29 protein-coding genes are annotated in these 19,864 nt (G+C 38.9%); 7 read left to right on the forward strand and 22 right to left on the reverse strand.

Features of this window, described 5'->3' with window-relative positions:
• Position 1: 1 nt before the first annotated feature.
• The 12 genes from ATE49_RS08090 to ATE49_RS08140 are packed head-to-tail and all read right to left on the reverse strand — an operon-like array spanning position 2 to position 7,362.
• Positions 2-199: a hypothetical protein gene (locus tag ATE49_RS08090; RefSeq protein ID WP_065081757.1), complete on the reverse strand. Its 198-nt coding sequence runs from the start codon at positions 197-199 to the stop codon at positions 2-4.
• Positions 199-693 carry a hypothetical protein gene (locus tag ATE49_RS08095; protein WP_065081758.1) on the reverse strand — a complete coding sequence of 165 codons (495 nt, stop codon included), beginning with the start codon at positions 691-693 and terminating at the stop codon, positions 199-201. The genes ATE49_RS08090 and ATE49_RS08095 overlap by 1 nt, the downstream gene beginning before the upstream one ends.
• Positions 672-1,115, reverse strand: coding sequence for a hypothetical protein (locus ATE49_RS08100; RefSeq protein WP_065081759.1), 444 nt, complete (start codon positions 1,113-1,115; stop codon positions 672-674). The genes ATE49_RS08095 and ATE49_RS08100 overlap by 22 nt, the downstream gene beginning before the upstream one ends.
• Positions 1,093-2,214 (reverse strand): hypothetical protein, encoded by a 1,122-nt coding sequence (locus ATE49_RS08105; protein WP_065081760.1) that lies wholly within the window; start codon positions 2,212-2,214, stop codon positions 1,093-1,095. The genes ATE49_RS08100 and ATE49_RS08105 overlap by 23 nt, the downstream gene beginning before the upstream one ends.
• Positions 2,214-2,816, reverse strand: a complete 603-nt coding sequence (locus ATE49_RS08110) for a DUF6046 domain-containing protein (protein WP_065081761.1) — start codon at positions 2,814-2,816, stop codon at positions 2,214-2,216. Before ATE49_RS08110 ends, ATE49_RS08105 begins: the two co-directional genes overlap by 1 nt.
• A complete protein-coding gene (locus ATE49_RS20185; RefSeq protein WP_155759298.1) occupies positions 2,813-2,956 on the reverse strand; it encodes a hypothetical protein in 144 nt (47 codons plus the stop codon). Before ATE49_RS20185 ends, ATE49_RS08110 begins: the two co-directional genes overlap by 4 nt.
• 44 nt (positions 2,957-3,000) lie before the next feature.
• The gene (locus ATE49_RS08115) at positions 3,001-3,324 is read right to left on the reverse strand and encodes a hypothetical protein (RefSeq protein ID WP_065081762.1); all 324 of its coding nucleotides are present in this window, start codon (positions 3,322-3,324) and stop codon (positions 3,001-3,003) included.
• An 18-nt stretch (positions 3,325-3,342) separates the two neighbouring features.
• Entirely contained in the window at positions 3,343-3,783 is a 441-nt protein-coding gene (locus tag ATE49_RS08120) for a hypothetical protein (protein WP_065081763.1), read from the reverse strand.
• A complete protein-coding gene (locus ATE49_RS08125) occupies positions 3,783-5,024 on the reverse strand; it encodes a DUF2586 family protein (RefSeq protein ID WP_065081764.1) in 1,242 nt (413 codons plus the stop codon). Before ATE49_RS08125 ends, ATE49_RS08120 begins: the two co-directional genes overlap by 1 nt.
• An 11-nt stretch (positions 5,025-5,035) precedes the next feature.
• On the reverse strand, positions 5,036-5,254 hold the full coding sequence (locus ATE49_RS08130) for a hypothetical protein (RefSeq protein WP_065081765.1): 219 nt from the start codon (positions 5,252-5,254) through the stop codon (positions 5,036-5,038).
• A gap of 12 nt (positions 5,255-5,266) precedes the next feature.
• A complete protein-coding gene (locus tag ATE49_RS08135; protein ID WP_081278438.1) occupies positions 5,267-6,190 on the reverse strand; it encodes a hypothetical protein in 924 nt (307 codons plus the stop codon).
• On the reverse strand, positions 6,190-7,362 hold the full coding sequence (locus tag ATE49_RS08140; RefSeq protein WP_065081767.1) for a Clp protease ClpP: 1,173 nt from the start codon (positions 7,360-7,362) through the stop codon (positions 6,190-6,192). The genes ATE49_RS08135 and ATE49_RS08140 overlap by 1 nt, the downstream gene beginning before the upstream one ends.
• A gap of 142 nt (positions 7,363-7,504) precedes the next feature.
• Here ATE49_RS08140 and ATE49_RS08145 point away from each other — a divergent pair, with 142 nt between their 5' ends.
• The 7 genes from ATE49_RS08145 to ATE49_RS08175 all read left to right on the forward strand — a co-directional run bounded on the left by ATE49_RS08145 (position 7,505) and on the right by ATE49_RS08175 (position 15,817).
• Positions 7,505-7,954: a helix-turn-helix domain-containing protein gene (locus ATE49_RS08145; RefSeq protein ID WP_065081768.1), complete on the forward strand. Its 450-nt coding sequence runs from the start codon at positions 7,505-7,507 to the stop codon at positions 7,952-7,954.
• On the forward strand, positions 7,954-9,543 hold the full coding sequence (terL, locus tag ATE49_RS08150; protein WP_065081769.1) for a phage terminase large subunit: 1,590 nt from the start codon (positions 7,954-7,956) through the stop codon (positions 9,541-9,543). The genes ATE49_RS08145 and terL overlap by 1 nt, the downstream gene beginning before the upstream one ends.
• Positions 9,543-9,968: a phage protein Gp36 family protein gene (locus ATE49_RS08155; protein WP_065081770.1), complete on the forward strand. Its 426-nt coding sequence runs from the start codon at positions 9,543-9,545 to the stop codon at positions 9,966-9,968. Before terL ends, ATE49_RS08155 begins: the two co-directional genes overlap by 1 nt.
• Positions 9,969-10,023: 55 nt before the next feature.
• The gene (locus ATE49_RS08160) at positions 10,024-12,543 is read left to right on the forward strand and encodes a phage portal protein family protein (RefSeq protein WP_065081771.1); all 2,520 of its coding nucleotides are present in this window, start codon (positions 10,024-10,026) and stop codon (positions 12,541-12,543) included.
• A gap of 153 nt (positions 12,544-12,696) precedes the next feature.
• Positions 12,697-14,739 carry a phage tail tape measure protein gene (locus tag ATE49_RS08165; RefSeq protein ID WP_065081772.1) on the forward strand — a complete coding sequence of 681 codons (2,043 nt, stop codon included), beginning with the start codon at positions 12,697-12,699 and terminating at the stop codon, positions 14,737-14,739.
• Entirely contained in the window at positions 14,736-15,290 is a 555-nt protein-coding gene (locus ATE49_RS08170; protein ID WP_065081773.1) for a phage virion morphogenesis protein, read from the forward strand. The genes ATE49_RS08165 and ATE49_RS08170 overlap by 4 nt, the downstream gene beginning before the upstream one ends.
• Positions 15,290-15,817, forward strand: coding sequence for a hypothetical protein (locus ATE49_RS08175; RefSeq protein WP_065081774.1), 528 nt, complete (start codon positions 15,290-15,292; stop codon positions 15,815-15,817). The genes ATE49_RS08170 and ATE49_RS08175 overlap by 1 nt, the downstream gene beginning before the upstream one ends.
• Here the strand turns inward: ATE49_RS08175 and ATE49_RS08180 are convergent.
• The 10 genes from ATE49_RS08180 to ATE49_RS08230 form a co-directional block, all read right to left on the reverse strand.
• Positions 15,814-16,155 carry a hypothetical protein gene (locus tag ATE49_RS08180; RefSeq protein WP_065081775.1) on the reverse strand — a complete coding sequence of 114 codons (342 nt, stop codon included), beginning with the start codon at positions 16,153-16,155 and terminating at the stop codon, positions 15,814-15,816. The two genes, ATE49_RS08175 and ATE49_RS08180, sit on opposite strands and share 4 nt — an antisense overlap.
• Entirely contained in the window at positions 16,130-16,570 is a 441-nt protein-coding gene (locus ATE49_RS08185) for a hypothetical protein (RefSeq protein ID WP_065081776.1), read from the reverse strand. The genes ATE49_RS08180 and ATE49_RS08185 overlap by 26 nt, the downstream gene beginning before the upstream one ends.
• Positions 16,571-16,576: 6 nt before the next feature.
• On the reverse strand, positions 16,577-17,107 hold the full coding sequence (locus ATE49_RS08190; protein ID WP_065081777.1) for a hypothetical protein: 531 nt from the start codon (positions 17,105-17,107) through the stop codon (positions 16,577-16,579).
• Positions 17,104-17,529: a hypothetical protein gene (locus tag ATE49_RS08195; RefSeq protein ID WP_065081778.1), complete on the reverse strand. Its 426-nt coding sequence runs from the start codon at positions 17,527-17,529 to the stop codon at positions 17,104-17,106. Before ATE49_RS08195 ends, ATE49_RS08190 begins: the two co-directional genes overlap by 4 nt.
• 9 nt (positions 17,530-17,538) lie before the next feature.
• Positions 17,539-17,739 (reverse strand): hypothetical protein, encoded by a 201-nt coding sequence (locus tag ATE49_RS08200; protein ID WP_065081779.1) that lies wholly within the window; start codon positions 17,737-17,739, stop codon positions 17,539-17,541.
• A 78-nt stretch (positions 17,740-17,817) separates the two neighbouring features.
• Positions 17,818-18,147 carry a hypothetical protein gene (locus tag ATE49_RS08205; RefSeq protein ID WP_065081780.1) on the reverse strand — a complete coding sequence of 110 codons (330 nt, stop codon included), beginning with the start codon at positions 18,145-18,147 and terminating at the stop codon, positions 17,818-17,820.
• The gene (locus tag ATE49_RS08210) at positions 18,144-18,647 is read right to left on the reverse strand and encodes a M15 family metallopeptidase (protein WP_065081781.1); all 504 of its coding nucleotides are present in this window, start codon (positions 18,645-18,647) and stop codon (positions 18,144-18,146) included. Before ATE49_RS08210 ends, ATE49_RS08205 begins: the two co-directional genes overlap by 4 nt.
• A 2-nt stretch (positions 18,648-18,649) precedes the next feature.
• Positions 18,650-18,889 carry a hypothetical protein gene (locus tag ATE49_RS08215; protein WP_065081782.1) on the reverse strand — a complete coding sequence of 80 codons (240 nt, stop codon included), beginning with the start codon at positions 18,887-18,889 and terminating at the stop codon, positions 18,650-18,652.
• A 66-nt stretch (positions 18,890-18,955) separates the two neighbouring features.
• Entirely contained in the window at positions 18,956-19,420 is a 465-nt protein-coding gene (locus tag ATE49_RS08220) for a hypothetical protein (protein WP_143349665.1), read from the reverse strand.
• Between the two features lie 153 nt (positions 19,421-19,573).
• On the reverse strand, positions 19,574-19,864 hold a 291-nt coding region (locus tag ATE49_RS08230; protein WP_260255995.1), incomplete at its 5' end, for a hypothetical protein.

Consider the following 19,864-nt stretch of genomic DNA (forward strand, 5'->3'; position numbering starts at 1 on the left):
TCTATTGTATTTTTCCGGTTCCTGTAAATGCTCCCTGATTAGAAGTTCCTGTAATCGAAATTGTAAGAGACTTTAAATAGGCTTCAAAAGCATCAGCAAGTTTTCTGGCAAACTGTTCTTTTGCCTTCTCTTCATCCGTTTCTTCTCGGAGCTCGTCCTGGATCTGAATAATCTTCTGTACTAAAATTTCCTTTTCCATTACTTAAGCAGTGCCTGTGAAGCTTCTTTTAATTCATTAAACTTTAGTTTATCTGCAGGGGAAAATTTCCCTGGTCCGGAAGGCGTGGTAATGATTGCATTTTTTAGCTGATCAAAGCCTTCAGAGAGTATTTTTTTTAAACTGCTCTCTTGGTTACTGATTTCAAATTTTCCACCGGACATTTCAAACTTTGCTCCGGATATGGTCATGATCACTTTTTCAACTTCAGTATACTTTACAATAGCTGTTTCAGCAGCTTCATTTTCCACAACCAGGCAAAGAACCTGAGAGCCTATTTTTGGATAGATCAGAATCTGATCATCAAAAGCCTGGTCAATTGCACTGAGGCGAACATCCTCCAGATCCGGAAGATCTTCACGCGATACAGTACAAGTCATTCCTGAAATAGAAACTACAGTTCCGATGGAGGTTTGGTATTTTACACTTCCGGATCTGGCAGCCTGATTTCGGATTACCTCAATAAACTTTTCCACGGTATTTTAATTATAATAAACACCAGAAGTCCCCAAAAGACGATTTTCCCCAGTGTGAGATAAAATATTTGATACCTGGTAAGTTCTGCAGGAACTTCTACCTGTTTTATGACCGGATAAGGAACCGGTGTTTCTATAGTTCTGTTGGTATGCTCCTTTATATATTTCTCTTTCCACTTTAAAAATAATTCCTGGGCTTCTGTTATAACCTGGACTGATAACTTTCCGTTCTCCAGGGAAACATTTGTTTTAGCATTTTCCGTTTGTTTAGTTACCGGATCACGCAGTACCGGCTTATTGTTTATACATTCAATCCAGGCCTCGTAATAAACAGAATCCGGTTTGCTTACCAGAACAGTGTCTCTTTGAAAAATTGTTACTGTTTTAGTAGTACTGGTGCTATCCTTTGCTTTTACTACCACCGGCTGCGGTGTTGGTATCGCTTTTCTTTTTGCGCTGCACCCGGGGAGTAATAGTAATATGACCATAAGTAGGCCGATTATATTCTTCATTGCTTTTGATTTTTGATGAAATTTTATTTTGTCTTTTTATTCCGTCTGTTTCATTAATGGTGGTCGTTACACCATCAATAAAATACTGTCCGTCACGATATCCTGTAGGATAGTTAGGATCTTTTATATTTGCTGAGTCTCCAGGTTCTGTCCTGGGGAAGAACCAGCCGTCAATACTTCCTTCGTAACCGTCAAATACCATAGAGTTATAATACTTCTCTGCCCATTCTTTAAGCTGCTGTTGATTAAGATTTAAAGGAGCGTGCAGCGATATTTCACTTTCTCCCGGATCACCGAATTCATAGGTTACTTTTTTGCTGGCACTTCCTTTTTGCATGGACACCGCCTTAATAAATCTTTTCCTAGAGTCTTTGACTTTATACTTCAGATCTGTACTCTCCCGGATGTTTTTCCCGAATGTAAAATCATGTACTGCCTGAGGTTTAAAATCCACTGTTAAACCGGCATAAAGCTTCCGATCTTTAAAGAAGCATCTAACCATGTACTTTTCCTTTAGGCTTTCAATTACCTGGTAAGGGGTTGCTCTCTCGATCTGGAATTTACCCAGAGGTATATCCAAAGCTTCAATTTCATAACCCGGAGCGATGAACTTCAGGACCTCTTTTAAGGTTGTCGATGAAAATGTTTTATTGATCATCGGCATTTTTTTAAGCTTCAGCATTTCGTCTTCACACTCCAGAATAATTGGTATTTCAGCACCTATGTCGGTTATATATCCTGAAAACTCTGTATATAGTTCTCCATTATATCCGGCCTCAATCAGTATCGAATCATTTACCTGCAGATAATCCAGAAGGTTTTTCTGTGCAATCGATTCACCTTTATCGTTAAGCTTGGCGTTTTTAAATTCCCTGGGCAGCTCTATTTTTGCAGTGTCAGAAAATTTTTCAATCGTGCTCTCAATGGTAATTGATTTCACAACTGAAAACTGAAGCTTTCTGGCAATGGTAATCCTGACATCAATGTTATAATAATGATAGTATGACATTATTCATTTGGCTTTAAAAGTGTATAGGTTACCGGGTTAATACTGCTAGCCTTCAACGTAAACTGGATAGTGTCCGCAAAGCCTTCAACCGGAGTGATATCGACTGATTTTAAATAGATACTTTTAATATCTTTTTCATAGAACTGCTGGCCAACAACGGAAATAATATCATTATGATTAAATAGCCGGCAAAGCTCTTTTATCTTTTCAGATGGATAGTTATGAACTTCTGTATCGATCAGAATTCCTCTGATATCTATGTTCCAGGGCTTTGTTCCCCAGCGTTCGATAACTACAGAATCACCTCCGGAAACATCGGTTTCAATCAGATTCTTATCCTTTGAGAAATTTATCATTAGTGGCGGTGCATAAATGGAAGAAGTATCACCCTCAAGCATTCCGGAAAATTTCAGCTCCTTATCATTATACTCCATATACACTTCTTCAAAAGTGCCATCAAAGTCCTCATAAACCTCTACCTGATACTTGTTATCCTCTTTTATTGCCACTACCTGGTTAATCTTATTGCTTATGGCTATGATCCCAAAAGCAGCTGCATACCTGGCAGCAAGATTAATCACAATAGATTCCCCGTTTGTCATAACATATCTTTTTTAACACTTAAAAGCCCTTTGTCTGCAAGCCAGCTGAGCTGTGCCCACTTCATTGCCCATACATGATCCGGAAGTTCTTCCGGGAAAGGTATATGAAGGAATAAGCTCAACAGAGCATCAGCCTTCATATACAAATCACCGTCTTCTTTATAGTTTAGTCCGGACCAGGCTTCTAAACTTTCCCAAACTTTCCCGTACGAATTGGGATAAGTTCCGTTAACAGTCCTGCTGCTGCATAGAATAATCCATCATCACCAAGAACTTGTTCTTTACTAGTTAAGACGCAGTTTTTTACCAGAATCTCCTGACCTTTTTTAGGATCCGAATTCATAAACTTCATGCTTTGACCTACCACTGATCTGGTAGGGATAATCGCAAGCACTTCGATTTCGTCATTACCATCATCGTCCAATGGCAGGATTAAGGATTTTAACTTATCTCCATGCTCTTTTTTTAGAGCTTCTTTTTCTTCTTTTGATACTTGTTTAACTGACATTTTATACTTTATTATAGATTAATTAATAATTCTGGCCACGGTCTGAGCACCTACGTTCAAATCGACTTTAAGAGCAAAAAGTTCATACTGCTTTTCAAGCCCCATATCACCGGTAACATCACGACCGTCACTTTTGAATTTTGCCACAATACGATCAACAACAATCATATTATAGTCATTCACATACTCTGTAGTGATAATAAAAGGTTTAATTTTCCTAATATTCCCACCAGCAGCAACTTCCAAAGGAAGGATATCGGCCATCATGACTGTCATTGAAGCACTAGGTGTATTTTTGCCATGTGACCAGGAAGTGGCATCTACACTCATTGTATGATTGAGCTGGTGTTCCTGCTCATTACCATAGGTAAGAGATTTGACATTGATCGGTACACCGTTGATTTGTGTCTTTACATCAACACTATCATAAGCTTTTCCATTTACGATAATATCACTCATTACAGCTGTGTTTTAAGGTTAATAGTTCCGTTAATTTCCCCGATACTGCCTCTCGGTACTATTTTGTATCCAACTTTCAGTACCTTTTCCACAAGGAGATCACTGTTTGGATCCACATAGGTTTTCCCGGTGGTAATTTCTCCACGCCGAACCATGTCAGCAAATACACCATCACCAATCGATTCCAGAAATATGACAACACCAGGGCTCATTTTTCCTGTTGCTGCATCGACCATGTAATTTGTCTTTACTTTAGGCAGATAAGCAGCTCTTAAGCTTCTCCGGGCTTTCTTTCCAGTACGCCCATAGGCTACCGAATGCTCATTGATATTGTTGTCATCATCCAGAACAACCGGAGAACACACATGATCATTATTAAGCCTTACTCCGGCCATACCTGTATAAGTAAGCCCAAAGACATAACCTTTGTTTTCCAGCGTCTGCAGATCCGCATACTGCTCAGTATTCTTTTTGTGGTTTGATAGTCCAGGATTAACCAAAAGTTTTCTGGCTTCATGAGTCAGATTTTTGGTCTCGTTTTCTCCAATATTCTGGTTAACAGTACAGGAGGCACAAACACCCAAGGCCGTACCGATAAAGGCATATTTTTGAGCACTTCCGGTTCTCTTTGCTGCGATATCATAATCCTGACCGATCACCAGGGTAACGCCTTCAGCTGATAAGTTTGGGATATCTCTAAGGTCTGCAGCAGTTGCAGCAGAACCACCATAGCTGTATCCTTCCAAAAAGACTGAAACCGGCATTAAATTTTCTTCAGACCATTCTTCCAATAATTTTGCCTTAGCAATAGAATTATAGACTTCATCCGGAAGACCATTTAACATGGTTATTGTTGCATCCGCTGCCAGGTTAACCCCGATAGCAATTTGCTTTATTTTCCCTTCAGCAGAAATAAGTAAAGCCTCAGCCGGACCTTCACAAAGCTCTGTAAGCTTTTTATTTTGCTCGGCTAAAAGCAAATGAAGCTCAGTGCCTGATCCTGCCAGGCGGAAAAATTCAGACAAATGTTCATAGACATGAACGTTACCTGTCTGATCATACTCTTTTGTAATTCCTAAGCTTTCTACATCTGAAAGATTATAGACCACTACAGGAACTCCAAATTCAAGGTTTGAAGGCTTAGGTCCGGTAAGGACGATTCCACTAATGGAATCATCACTTCCCAGCCTGTTAGCTCCAACCTTTCCCTTGACGATATTAACTCCTTTAATATTTGACATTGGTTAAAATTTTAGGTTGTTGGATCATCGTTCCCAGCATCGATCTTTTGACCTTGTTTAAAGGTTTCGATTTTGCCGATTGTTTTCCCTTCTTTATCCTTCTCCAGACTATAGTTTGCCCAATTGATATCGGTGAACCAGTCGCCTTTTGGATTAAGGTAAAGAGCGGGTGTAGCAGGATTATCTTTTAGATAACTCGCTGCATACTGTTTTTGCGCTTTATTTGCCATAATAAAAGGTTATTAAGGGGTTGGAATACCGGAAACAACAGCACCGAAACCATGATCTTGCTTTTTATCGGTAAGACCATAACAGTGAAGCCTGCATTCCGCTGTTGGGTTTTTGCTTCTGGTATCTGTAATCATTGGCTTTAACAGTGTAGTAACACTTTCAATGTGATGTACCGTATTGGGTGCATAAAAGAAAATAGAAGATCCTTGATCACCAGCAGTCGGTAAAGATCCTAGTGGTTTAATTACACCTGCCGGATTATACAATGGAGTTTCGGTATTTTCAAAAATCTGAAGATTAAAGAATCTTTTCAGCTCTCCGGTATTTTTATCAAGCTCCAGATCACGATAATTGTTTGTGCTGGCTCTGTCAATGACAAGATCTGCTTTGTGCTCATCACTTAAAATGAAATAAAAGCTTGCTTTATCCTTTAGGTTTAGCTTTACCAAGTCTTCGAAAAGGAACGAATTCAAATCGGCATAAGTCATTCTTAAACGACCATTATGCTCAGAACCAGTAGTTCTAATAACCGGCATAGCATTAGCTTTATGCTGTTTTGGAGCAAGCTTATTTAATGCATATCTACGAACCCCAATTTTAAAGGAGTTGGTATGCTCTACACGGATAGCAGCTTCTTTGTCATAAGCCATAGCTCTTAACTCCGCATCGGTGTAAGCTGTTGGAGTCGTATCCAGTTTATCCCACTCAACAAGACCTTTTTGCCCAGTCATTTGCTTTGGTGTAAAATCCACATCGGCATTCACAACAAAATCAACATTGTTGATCAGCTTGTTAAATTTGATACCATCAGTATCAATAGCTGCGGGATTTGGACGTTTTAAAACACCGATAAAGGCATCATTATAGTTTCTGAAGTCTTCTAAAAGTTGGGGATCCACATAGGTTTTGGTCCAGTTTCCATCTACTAATTCCATTATTTACTGTATTTAGCGTTAAACAATTTATCGAAGGCCTCTTTGTCATCAGTAGCCAACTTTTCCAGACCTTTTGGATCTTCTGTCTGCCACTTATCTAAGTCCCATGACTCACGACCTGCTACACCAGCACCAGGTGTTCCGGTTTGAATATGTGCGGAAATATTCGGGGCTGCCGGTTTGTTTGAAGATTTCAACACGTGTGCTAAAGCTTCAATTCCGGAATTTTCTCCGATATTCTCATACACCTTTCTTTCGTCCTCAGTGAATGCTTTACTGGCACCAGCTGAAGCCGTGTCAATCATTGCTTTGATCTGACCATCCTTATAGGCTTTCAGGTCATTCTCTGCTTTGGTTCTGGCTGTTTTCTCCCTGTCAAGAGAAGCCTGCAGATCGTTCATTTTTCCTTGCACCGCATCTAATACGGCGGTATCTGAACTTTGTGCGTTAACTACCGCACTTAAGCCCAATGCTGTGATAAGCACTTGTTTCATATTGTCGATATTAAAATTTGAATTATTTTCAGGAGGCTGCTGATCATAAGAAGCTAGAAAAGCCTTTACAGCAGGTTTTGATATATTGGTAAGAAGAGCACAAGCATACATGTTATATACTTCTGTTTCTCCCATTTCTTCTGGGACAAAGGCAGGATATACAGTTTCTACTGCTGCCGGAATGATTTCGGAAACGATTCCCAGATCTTTTGCTTCTTGAGCATCTAACCAGGTATCAGATTGGAGCCACGTAGTAACTTCAGCTTTTGTTTTCCCGGTTCTCAGTACCAGTTTGTCAATAAAGTTCTGCTCCATCATACGAAGGAGCTTAGCACTTGATTCGTGGTCTTTTGCATTGCCATAGGAACCGCTGGAGGGTGCGTGAATCATCACGTATCCGTTATTTACAATTTTCACGACCTTAGAGGATAGAATGAAAATCGCACCCATACTTGCAGCGAGTCCGTCTATAATAATAGTAATGTTTGCAGGGGATCTTTCGACAGCATTACACATAAGGTTTCCGTCAAATACACTACCACCATAGGTGTGCAACCTAATAGTGATATCAGAATAAGAACTTTCAAGTCTGGAAAGCCAGTAAATAAACTCAGTGCCATCACCGCCCCAGATTGTTCCGTATGCTGTTAAAACGTTGTCTTTTATTCCAAATATCATGTGCCTGAATGCTTTTGATTAATATTTAAAGCACAAACATAAAGCACTGATTTTGCGATAAATAATCTTTCAGAAAGCCTTGCCACTTTATTAGAAAAAACACTGAAACGTTTGGAAGTTTGCCTAAAAGTGTATTGTAATTATGGCAAAAGGACAAAGGGTCAATAATGAACCACTCAGGGCATTGGCCGAAAAAATGTTTGTGGAAGAAGGTATGACCGCAAAGGCTATTGCTGAAAATATCGGAGTTACAGAGCAGACTGTTGGCCGATGGAGAAAAGGTGTTCAGGGAGATATCTCCTGGGACGATAAAAGACAACAGTATTTATCAGCACCTAATAACATTAAAAAGGTGCTCATGAAAGAACTCGGAGATCTTTCCGAGGGAAAAGATGCCACCATTGATGTAAAAGCTATTTCAGCAGTAACAAAGGCCATTGAATTATTATCGGATAAAGTTTCCGCTCAGATCGTTATGGCCGTATTCAAAGAATTTGATTCCTGGATGGCGGTTCAGGATCCGGAGATAGCTGTTTCATTTCTGGAATGGCACAAAATGTTTCTTCTATATAAAGCACAACAGGAAGGGTAATGAGTGATGTAAAATTAAATAGACTATTAGAAAAAATGCTCCGTGATTACGATGAGCATTGTAAGTCTATACATCAAGTAACCGGAGTAGGATTAAACCCGAATGAAACCCCAACACAGAGAAAAAAACAGCGTGAAGAGTGGGAAAAAGATTACATCACCTGGTTCGAAAAAATGTTTCCACATTATGCAAAAGTACCCTGTGCATGGTTTCATAAAAAATTAGCCAAACTTATTATTGATAATCCGGTATGCGATGTTCTTGCAGAAATCTACAGATCCGGAGCAAAGTCTGTACATATATGCCTTGGTATTCCTATGTACTTATATGTTACGGATCAGCTTCATTTTATGCTGCTGTTTGGTCAGACAGACCTGAAGGCTAAAAAACTGATATCAGATATCCAGAGTGAACTGATGTACAATCAGACATTCATTCATTACTACGGTAAAAAATTTAAGTTTGGAGATTGGGCTGACGGGGATTTTACCACTACGGACGGAGTTAAATTTATGACTTCAACTCCTGGACAGTCACCCAGAGGACTCAGGGAAGGAACATCACGTCCAAACTATATTGTTTTTGATGATGTCGACACCAGACAAAGAGTTAATAATGATGATCTTTCAAAAAAATTATTTGATTTTGCCTGGGAAGATGCAAAGGGAACATTTGATGAAGGGGGGAAATATCGCCGATTCATAGTAGCAAACAATAACTTCCATAAAAATACACTGATCAATCAGCTGAAGGAAGAATTTAAACTTATTACTAAGCGATTAAAAGAAGCCGGAATAAAGTCTACTTTTTTTACGCTCTCAGTTCCTGCAGTTAAAAACCTTACCACCTTTGAACCGAACTGGCCGGAAAAAACCACTGCAGCTTATTGGAAGCAAAAATACCTTTCTACACCGTACCGCTCCTTTATGCGGGAATATATGCACATACATATTGTAGAGGGTACAATATTTAAAAACGAGTGGATCCAGTATAAACCAAGGCTTCAGTTCAGATCATACGACGCTTTAGTGTTTTATGGTGACTTGTCGTACAAAGATGCCGGTGACTTTAAAGCAATGGTTTTTGCAGGAAAAACAGGAAGAGAATTTCATGTACTCAACTCTTTTGTACGCCAAACTTCACGATACAATGTTGCAAAGTGGCTATACGAGTATGTACAGGACAATAATCTTTTACAACACAACATTCAATACTTCATTGAAGGGCTTTTTGCTCAGGATGAATTTGTAAATGATTTCGATACTGTTGGTGATGAACTGGGCTGGTATGTGCCGGTTGTGGCCGACGAAAAATCAAAGTCCGGAAAGTTCGACCGTATCGAAAGCATGCAGGGGTATTTCCAAAGAGGGAATATCTGGTTTAATGAGCAAGACAAAGAATCTACAGACAATAAGGAACTCACGAACCAGCTCCTGGCATTTTCCAAAGGATCCGGAGCACATGACGATGCTCCGGATGCACTGCAAAGTGCAATAAGTAAACTCAATGTAGCAGCACTCACCAACAAAACACCGATGAAGACTACTTCCCGGAAGGATATTATTAACCGACAAAAAAACCGATTCTAATGGCATTTATAACCGATGACGATTACACCGTACTGGTGCGTAATGAAATAAAAGACATTCTTCTGGAGAACTATACGGAAACCAGATTAAGAGCTGCTGAGCAAATGGGCATTTCTCAGGTGAAAAACTACCTCTCTGGGAGATATGATATCGCAGCTATCTTTTCAAAATCCGGAGAGGATAGAAACAGCCATATTGTAATGATCGCTTTAGACTGTACGCTTTATCATTTATACACGGCTACAGTTCCAAGGAAAATGCCGGATATCAGATCTCAAAGATATCAGGATGCTCTTGACTGGCTAAAATTGGCAGCCACTGGTGAAGCTACTGCTGACCTCCCTGTAAAAAAGGACGATACCGGAGCAGATCTTAAGAGTATAAAGTTTACTTCTAAGTATCCACCAAGTAACCACAGGTGGTAATCTTTCGTTTAAACGGCGTTTAAATTCAATTTTAAGACATTATAAATAAATTCTCATGAATATACTCGGATTTAATTTTTCAGTTAAAAAAAACAGCGTTTCTGCAAAATCCGAAACACCAAAGTCTCAGGGTAAGAAAAACCCGGCTATTGTTAAGATTGTAGAGGCTTTTAAAGACAGCTCCAGAAAAGACATTGATAAATGGAGAAAATCACTCACTGCCACGCTAAGCTTAGAGGATCCTAAATTTAATCAGTTCCATGATCTGGTTGATGACCTGATGACTGACGGACACCTTCAGTCACAAATACAGATGCGAAAGCTTTCCACACTCAATACAGACTACCGTGCATTAAACCGGAAAACAGGAGAAGAAAATGAGGTATTAACTTTTACACTTCAGCAGCAATGGTTTTATGAGCTTTTGGGTTATGCTCTGGACTATCTATTAAAGGGAACAACACTCGTAGAGTTTCAAAGCTTTATGGGTGAAAAAATTGAAATCTCCATGATTCCCCGTAGAAACGTAGTCCCAACCCGTGGGCGCATATATCCGGATGTACTGAAACCTGAATTTATCAATTACCAGGATGATACTTTCAAACCTTGGTTAATTCAGATTGGTAAAAATTACGATCTGGGGATTATTAACAACATTATTCCAAACCTTATCTGGAAGCGAAATGTTATGCAGGCCTGGGCAGAGTTCTGCGAAAAATTCGGGCTTCCTTTGATTACAGCTACAACCAACACCACAGATCCAAAGGTTCTGGATGATGTACACGAAATGCTTTTAAGCTTAGGTGAAGCGTCTGTCGGAACATTCCCTCCGGGAACAGATATCAAGTTCCAGGAAGCTAATAGAACTGATGCCTATCAGGTGTATATGCAATTTAGAAAGTCGAACGATGATGAGATAAGCAAACAGATCATAGGATCCACAATGCTGTCAGATCAGGGAACCAACAGAAGCCAGACAGAAGTACATGAGCGGAACCTGGACAATAGAATTGCCCAGGCTGATAAACGTGTACTGCAGTTTATTGTCAATGATCAGCTTTTTCCACTTCTCCGAATGCAGGGATATCCAATAAGTGAAGATGATGTTTTTGAATTTAAAACCGCTGAACAGGAAACTAAATTAACAGAGCTCTGGACAATTACAAGTGGTTTATTAACTCAAGGTTTTCCTGTAGAACAAGACTGGATATCTAAAACTTTCAATATACCGTTTGAAGGCAAAAAAAAAAATCTGACGAAACCTAATGTTGCTGCAGCTTATCTGCCCCAGAACATAAAGAAACCAGAGCGCTACGGATTTGACTGTACATGCGGAAACCATACAATGCCAATAAGTGAAGCTTCTCAAAGCAATATTTTAAAATATGTTGAGCAGCTCATTCAGGCAATATGGAATAAGGATGATATCCTGGGCGCTATGGGTGAGCTCATCACAAATGAAGCCATAGAACTAATAAAAGGGCTCCGTGACGGATTTGAAACATTTAATCCTTATACCGGTCCAGATCAGCTTATGCTCCAGATGATGGAATATAATCTTTTTGATTTTTCAGCAAGTAAAACAGAGGCCAGGTATGCCACAATGATGGATCTGTTAACAGACGGAGACAAAGGAATCAGGCCTTTTAATGACTTTAAAAGGTTGTGTCTGGAGAAAACAGCAGATCTGAATACAAAATACCTGCAAACTGAATACAACCTCTCTATTGCTGTAGGACAAAACTCAGCATCATATGTCCGGTTTATGGCTGAAAAAGACACGGTAACTTCTTTTGTACAATACCAAACTGTTGGTGATGAAAGAGTAAGAGAAGCACACCAGATCCTGGAGGGAAAAATCTTTAGCCTGGATGATAAAGAAGCTATGAAGCTCTGGCCACCGAATGGCTATGGATGTCGTTGTGAAATGCTTCAGTATGTTGGAGAAACAAAAGGAAAGGTAACCACCGGAAGGCGTGGCACTGAGCTTATGTATGAACGGGATCCGAAGTTCAAAAATTCAGATTTTGAAATAAACCGGGGTGATCTGAAGGAAGTATTCACAAGTAAACAATTCTACACAGACAATAAAGGACTTGACAAAAAAATAGGTTCCATGACGTACGACAAATACGGTCTTGAAAAATGGGAGGACTTTAAAGATACTTTAAAGCCTATGAAGCTGGACAAAACTATTACTCCGGAGAATGTTAAAGACCTCTTTAAAAAGGAGAAAAACGAGGACTATATGGGCTTTACAGATTATATGGGTAGAAAGATGGTACTCCCTGAAAAAACATTTAAAACCCACACGTCCGGACATTATACTTCAGATGCTGAAAAACGTCACCAGATCTTCCCGCATGTGAAAGATATCCTGAAGAACCCGGATGAAGTATGGCTTAATGAGCGCAATAAAGGAAAGTACAATTCTCATTATGTGAAGTTCTATAAAGATAGGGCGGTGATTGTGAATGTTAACCTGAATAATAAAATGGAAGGTCTGGAGATCCAAACCTGGTACAATCTGAAAAGAGATGAAGCCAAAGAAAGACTGGGGCTCAAAATAAAATAAAAAAGGTCTACTGCATAGCAGCAAACCTTTTTAAGATCCGGATAATGATGGTGCGGTGCGTCCCGGTATTCAGTGCTGTGAGATCTTATCATGTAAGCACTTATTCATGACCACCATGTCATTATCTATTACAAATATACAAAATTTTTAAATATGGCAACTTCGAAATTACAAATGCTAATCGATCTGAGTTCCAAACTATTCAACGACAAGTGGGATAAGGTTCAGAAAAGATGGTCGGATGGTGTTGACAAAATGAAAGGTAAGCTAAAAGGTCTTGAGGATAAAATCCCGGGCTTAGGAAAGCTTATTGAAAACCTTAAAACACCTGCTGCAATTGCCGGAGCTGCTATTATGGCACTATGGGGAGTTACAGCAAAAGCTACCATGATGGCCAACGACTGGCACGTCAAGATGGCCGAGATCAATGTTACCGCCGGACTATCCCAAAAAGAGCTCCGGGGACTATCTGATGAGCTCCTCGATGTTGGAGCCAGGAACGTAGCTCCTTTGGAAGAAATTCCCAAAGCATTTGGACGAATCATATCTGCAGGGCTTGATGTTAATCAATCCATGCAGGCACTGGAACCAACGCTAAGAGCTGCAAAAGCAGGATTTACAGACATTGAAACTGTAGCTTCCGCCGGTATTGCCACCATGATGTCTTCAGGAAAAGACATTAACCGGGTGTACGATGTACTCTTTGAGACGGTGAAGGAAGGTAATGCAGAATTTAAGGATATCGCCAGGTATATGCCTAAAATTGTTCCATTGGCCAGAGCTATCGGTTACGAACTGGAAGGGGCTGCAGGAGCCTGGGCCTCACTAAGTACGAAGCTGAGTGCTGAACAGTCCACAACAGCTTTAGAAGGTATAATGCGTACACTTTCCAACGCTGATGTAGCAATGGGTAAAATCGACAATAAAACAGGTAAGTATGCAAGTGGTTTCCGGGCAATTGGAATTAATATATTTGATTCTGCAGGAAAGATTCGTCCGTTAATAGATATCGTTCAGGAGCTCAATAAAGCGATGAATGGATTAACCGATGAACAAAAAGTACAGAAGTTAAGTAAACTTGGATTTGACCAGTCTACAGCTCTGGGATTCGGAACCTTAATGCAGGATATAGAAGGACTTAAAAAGGCCACTAAAGCAACAACCGGCGCACAGGGATCTCTTAATCAAGCTTACATGGATTCCTTAACACCAATGGAGCAGTATGCTGTTATCCAAAATAACATGAAAGCCTCTATGATTAAGCTTGGGGAAAAGGTTCTTCCTTATGTAACATCTGCACTGGAGAAACTAACTCCAGTGTTTCAGTGGATCTATCAGAATATAGATACTCTTATTCCTCTCATAGGCACATTTGTTGGCGTTTTAGGAGTACTTTCAGCTGCTGTATGGGCTGTTAATATTGCTATGTATGCAAATCCTGTTACGCTTATTATCGCAGCTGTTGCAGCAGCTATTGCTATTGTTACAGTTGCTATTGTAAAATATAATGAATGGGGTGCTGCTTTACTTATGCTATTAGGACCTATTGGGATACTGATCTCCGGAATAAAAAAAATATATGATTCCTGGGGACTGATTAAGCAGGCATTTGCAACTGATGGAATTGTGGGCGCATTAAATCGTATTGGACTAGCGCTCGCAGACTCAATATTGCATCCTATTGAGCAGATCTTTGGAATGATGTCAAAACTTCCGGGAAAAATGGGTGCTGCCTTCACCAATATGCAAAGGGGTTTAAATGAATTTCGACAGAATACAGGAATGGCTCCCTCTGATAAGCTTATTAAAAAAGCAGAATGGGATAAATATGCAAAGATGGGACTTAAGAGTGAGGGCGATATCTATGCTTATTTACAGAAACAGGAAGACGCAAAGAAAAAGGCCGGAGCTCCTAAAGCACCTAAAGATTTAACCTCTCTTTATGGAACAACCGGAGGAATGTTTTCCGATACTCCAGGAACCCCAAAAGGCAAAAAGAACAAACTGAAGGATGATGTAAATAAGGTTACCGGCGATGCCAAACAGGTGAAAAACATCACAGTTAATATTGACAGCTTAAATAAGGGCGGAATCAATATGAACGGAAATTCTGCTGCAGGTATGAGTTTACAGGATGTAGAAAACTGGTTTAATGAAGCTATGATGAGAGTCATGCGAAATATTGAAACATCATGAGTTTACAATTAAAAACAGATTTCTTTAAAAAGCTCTCTAAGGTGCAAAATCCGGCCTTTCTCAACAGAATGGTAGGTCAGGCTGGAATTATGGCTGTAAACTTCTCAAAAGAGCGATTTGTAAAGAAAAACTGGTTAAATGAAAGTGCTGTAGGCTGGAAAGAAAGAAAAAGACCAGGGAGAGGGTCCTTAATGACCGTATCCGGAAGATTAAAACGATCAATACGGAAAGTTAAACAGGGTAGCTATTATGTTTACATAGGAACTGATGTTCCTTATGCGCAAATACACAATGAGGGCGGAAGTATCAATAAAACAGTAACAGTAAAATCATTCTCAAGGAAAAGAACCCAGAGAGCTGTAAGTGAGAAGACTGGAAAAAAACTTAAAAAAAGAGTGAATTCTGGTGAAACATCAATAGTTAAAGCTCACACCCGGAAGATGAAACTAACAATGCCGGAGCGCCGGTTTTTAGGTGATTCCAAGGTATTAGCAAAAAACATAGGTGATCATCTCAGTAGAATGTTAGACAATGAAATTTCTAATCTATAATGAAAGCATTTTATTTAAAACTCCTGGAGAAATTTACGGGAGAAACAACAAGTGAAGAAACAAAGGATCTGTATAGATCCAAGGGAATTGTTCCTGTACAGCATATTGATTTATACGCCGGTCAAGATCAGGATCCGGAGTTTTTTGAATTATTACCTTTTCCGGCTTTACTTGTCAGCTGGAGTATTGACTATAAACAGAATCCGGCTATTGCAACAGTAACATTCAGACTCTTATATGAGCAGCTTAGAGATACCAGTAATCACGGTGCTAACACTTTAGAGGCTCTTAAATTCTTAGATTTTATAGAAATTACAGATGGTATTTTACACAGTCTGGAGAGTACACATACCGGAAAACTGGAGAGAGCTTCAGAAGACCTGCAGATAGAACCGGTGATCACGGACGAATATATTTTGGTATACCAGTGCAGCTACACAGGAAAAGAAAAAGCCCGTGAGAATCCTACGGGCAATTTTAATGATATCGAAATTAAAGGAGGACTATTTAAAGCTCTTCTGGATTAGATTTCGGTATTGTCTATATACCATTTTCCGGAGCGCTGCCAAATCCTTAATCCATAGCTTCCAAGGTCTGTATAGCCATTTAAACGGCGTTTAAAGAATTTTTCAATTCTATCTTTTACAGACTGCGGAAGCTTTTTGTCTTCATACACCAGACCGTACATAGTCTTTTTAACAACAACCAATCCGGAATAATTTAAGTTTTCTGAAGGTGAGTCCGGGCGGTTTTTAAAAACCTCTCCTTTGCTTCTTGATGGCGAAATCTGACCAAAAGAAGTATGGAAACAACACACTATTAAAAGTGTGGTTCCAATCTTATAAAAGAAGCCTCCAGAATCCATCTTTAATTTTTGAAATTGAATACTTAGTGCGTATAATAGCATATTCTTTATTGCTAATTTTTTCAGCATCCGCATTTGGATCTATATACTTTTTCCACAGTGGAAACAAGCTTAAGTACTTACCATAAAGGGTACGAATATTCCAGGTTTTTACTCCTTTGATTTCTAAATCTTTGTTTTCACCTTCCATTACTGTATAATACTGGATATATAAAACATCAGACTTATCATCTGCATTTACAAACTTAAAAACATCTTTGTCTTCATTCTCGCTTTCCGGTATCGGTTCATATTTCTTCCCGGTATCAGATACCAAAGTTTCGATAGCCTGTTTAAACTGCAATGAATCAAGCTTTTTAAATTGCTGAGCAAAGAAAAAATTTGAGACAAGTAAAAAAAACAACATCTTTTTCATAATATACTATTTTATTAAAGGTTCTTCCAGGCTTTTACTGCTATCATGATCCCATTCTAAAATGAGCTCATCACCGAGATAAAATCTTTCAATCTCTGGCTTGTATGGATCATTACACTTCCTTACACTTTCAACAAGAGTCGGAAACATTGCACCATTTTTCATGTCATAGATCCATAATTTCTCTTGAAGAGCATCAGCGCATCTTTTCTTGTCAGATTGGGTATATTTTGCCCACCAGTATACATCATTTTGCGTGGATATAACATACCCTTTAAAGAAAGGGGATTCCAAACAAATCAAATGATGATCCCTACACCAATCTTCAAACTTAATAGGATCAAATCTATATTCTTTTTCAGGTGAATGTCCGGAAAGTTCAAGAGCAAGATTGTACATACTTGGTGTAACTACATTACTGCAAAATGTAATATCATGCCCTAAAACTTCTATTTGTATATCCATTGAAACAGTATTAAACACCTGAGAAGTTGTCTCAGGTGTTAATCTTTCCAGTATTTGTTCTGCTATGTTCATTTGTTTAAATACTTATCAATTTTATTCTTCAGATTATCAGCTAGAATATAATCTTCAGCTCTGATAGCTGCTTCCAGTTGTTTCTTCCAGATTTCAACCAGTGGAGCCCTTTTGGGATCTCCATCCATTGGATGTACTGGAGGCTCTCTAAAATTAATTGGTTCTCCCATACATCTTACAATAGCTTCTCTCCATATGTCAACATCTTTGCTGGAAATCTCAAAAGTACCACTATATCCAGGAGGAATCTTACTTGTAAACCGTTCAATTTCATCACCGTCATAGTCCATTTTGAACTCATCCATACTACTCCAGGACTGACATCCGGAGAAGCTGCAAAATGAATCCGTAATAGTGTCATAGAAGGCAAAACGATCTTCACCTTCTATAATCTGATCTTTTAAATCAATGTAAACTATCATAGCTCAAATTTAGTTATTAGTTAGATATCCAAACCAGATAAGATCTGATAAATTTACAATACCACCATTTTTAAGGGTAAAATAAAGAGTATCACCCTCTCTTTTGTAGTTCCAGTTCCGAAGAATAGCAGCACCCATGTGGCCACTCTCTAAGTGGGTAACAAACTCGTCAATAATTGACGCTGATTGATTAATTTTAAATTCTGTCATACTATATAATTTTAAAACATCACAAATATATTTTTATAAAAATTTACTTCCTTACGGATATCCGTAATGCTATGTAATTTATTGTAATTTCTGGTGTAATTCGCTAGTGATCATCCTGTGTACATTCTCCTCATAACTTCCTGATTCGAACTCAAACAGAATGTAAAACTCTGTTAAAAACCACCAGAGTGCATCAGCCTTATAGTAAGGCATTTTAAGCTTAAAAGGTTTATTTGTCAATCGCTTATCTATAGCTTTTTTCATAAGCATCTCCCGAAGCTCCCAACAGATCACAAAAGAACTTTTCCGAGATCTGCCAGTATTAATAAACTGCATTTGATCAATAATAGCCATCATATTATTGATGGCTATTAGTTGGTTATTGTCAATATTAATGGTTATTTTCATAGAATAACATAATTTTCTTTATCTCTTTTTTTTACGATCAGATCCCTCCAGGAAAAACCTCGTTTTTCAAAGTGTGGTAAATCTTTAAAGGTTCTCCAGTTTCCACCCCAGTCCCAGCCGTTGGCCTTAAACACTTCTACACATTCGTACCAGTCTGCAATTCCGTCTCCGTCCCAGTCTTTTTTTGTATCCCAGGAAGCCTCTTTTCCATCGATAATCAGCACGATATCCACCGCTAAACCATAGTTATGAATGCTTTGTCCGGCTTTGGCATTGGTGACTGTACCTCCTAAAGGTTTTGAAGCTGAAACATTAGGACCTTTGGTTGTTCTGCCCTGAGCATAAAGAGCTGTCTGCTCCTGGTTAGTTCTTAATCCCTGTGCAATTCTTACCTGAGCTCTGCCGGTTAATCTGGTATTACACTCGTTAATAATTTTAGTTACTTCAGCTCGCACTTTTGGGTGCAGTAATGCAATTCTTTGCTGCGTTACATTGTCCATATTTAAAAATTTAAGGTTAATTGTTCCCCGTTCTTTTCATCAATTTTCTGTAACTTCTTCAGCTCACGTTCTGCAGGAATACCTAACCAGGTACTAAAGGTTCTGTAACAAATATTAAAGTCTTTTTCAATGAACTTGTAGTAAATTTCTTTGTAGGTTAGGCCATTGCAAAACTTTTCCCGCTTAACAATCTCCTGAACCTTCACGATTCTCTTGTAGTAATTAGTTTTATTGTAAGCCATACAGAAAATTGATTATCTTTGTTGTGCGAGAACAAAGCGCCCGTGGTCTGTATGGCTATGGGCGTTTTAATTTTTTGACGGTAACGGTAACCGGTTCTTATGATACCACTCTTTAGTGCCTGGTATTTTTGCGGCTTTGTCATATTTTGACCTAAGGCTTTTAAACTGCTTAATTAGCCGTTCAAATTCATCTGCAGTATATTTATTCAAAGCTTTCTTAAAAGGTGATTTTTCACGCATAAAAGCGTTAAATGGATCCCAGTTCTGTACATCATACAATCCAATATACTGTGCATCCTTCAAAATTATAGATCGTAATGACTTTAGATGCTGCTCCTGGTACATTTCCACTACAGGATCAGCATGAACTGGCTGAGGAAAGAATTGATTATACAAGCTTTCAAGCTCATTCGGAGTCAATTCCTCCAGATCTGAAGTTCTGCGAGTATGCAACCATACTGACTGGCCGATGGCAAATTTGCCGAACTTCTGGATCATGTCGTCTTTCATCTGTTGTACATTCGTTTTCATATTCTGTAAGTGTTTTTTCGTATTCTTTTATTACTTGTTCTCTGAACATTTCTACCAGTTCTAAAAGCTGCTGGAGGGAAGGCTTTAAACCTTCCGAGGCATTTAAATGGTCTTTAAACGCTATTTTTAGCAGCTCTAAAAACTGGATATCGTTCATTTTTTTTCAAAATATTTCATCGAAATATGATGCATCAGCAGGCTGCCACATACAGAACCAACCAGATACACGAACATCATATTCAGATTATCAAAATTTTGTACTACATGCCTGATCACAAGTAACCAAATACCATTTGACAACACACTTGCAATTGCATGAAACCATAACGAATTACTGTTTCTCGCACGAGAAACCAGTGTAAAACTTGCATTTTGTAGTACTACTAGTGCAAACATTTTTAAAACCTCTATCATTTTTTTTAATTTGTTCCCAGGAGCGGAATC

The sequence above is a fragment of the Elizabethkingia miricola genome (genome assembly GCF_001675285.1).
Lineage (GTDB): Bacteria > Bacteroidota > Bacteroidia > Flavobacteriales > Weeksellaceae > Elizabethkingia > Elizabethkingia miricola.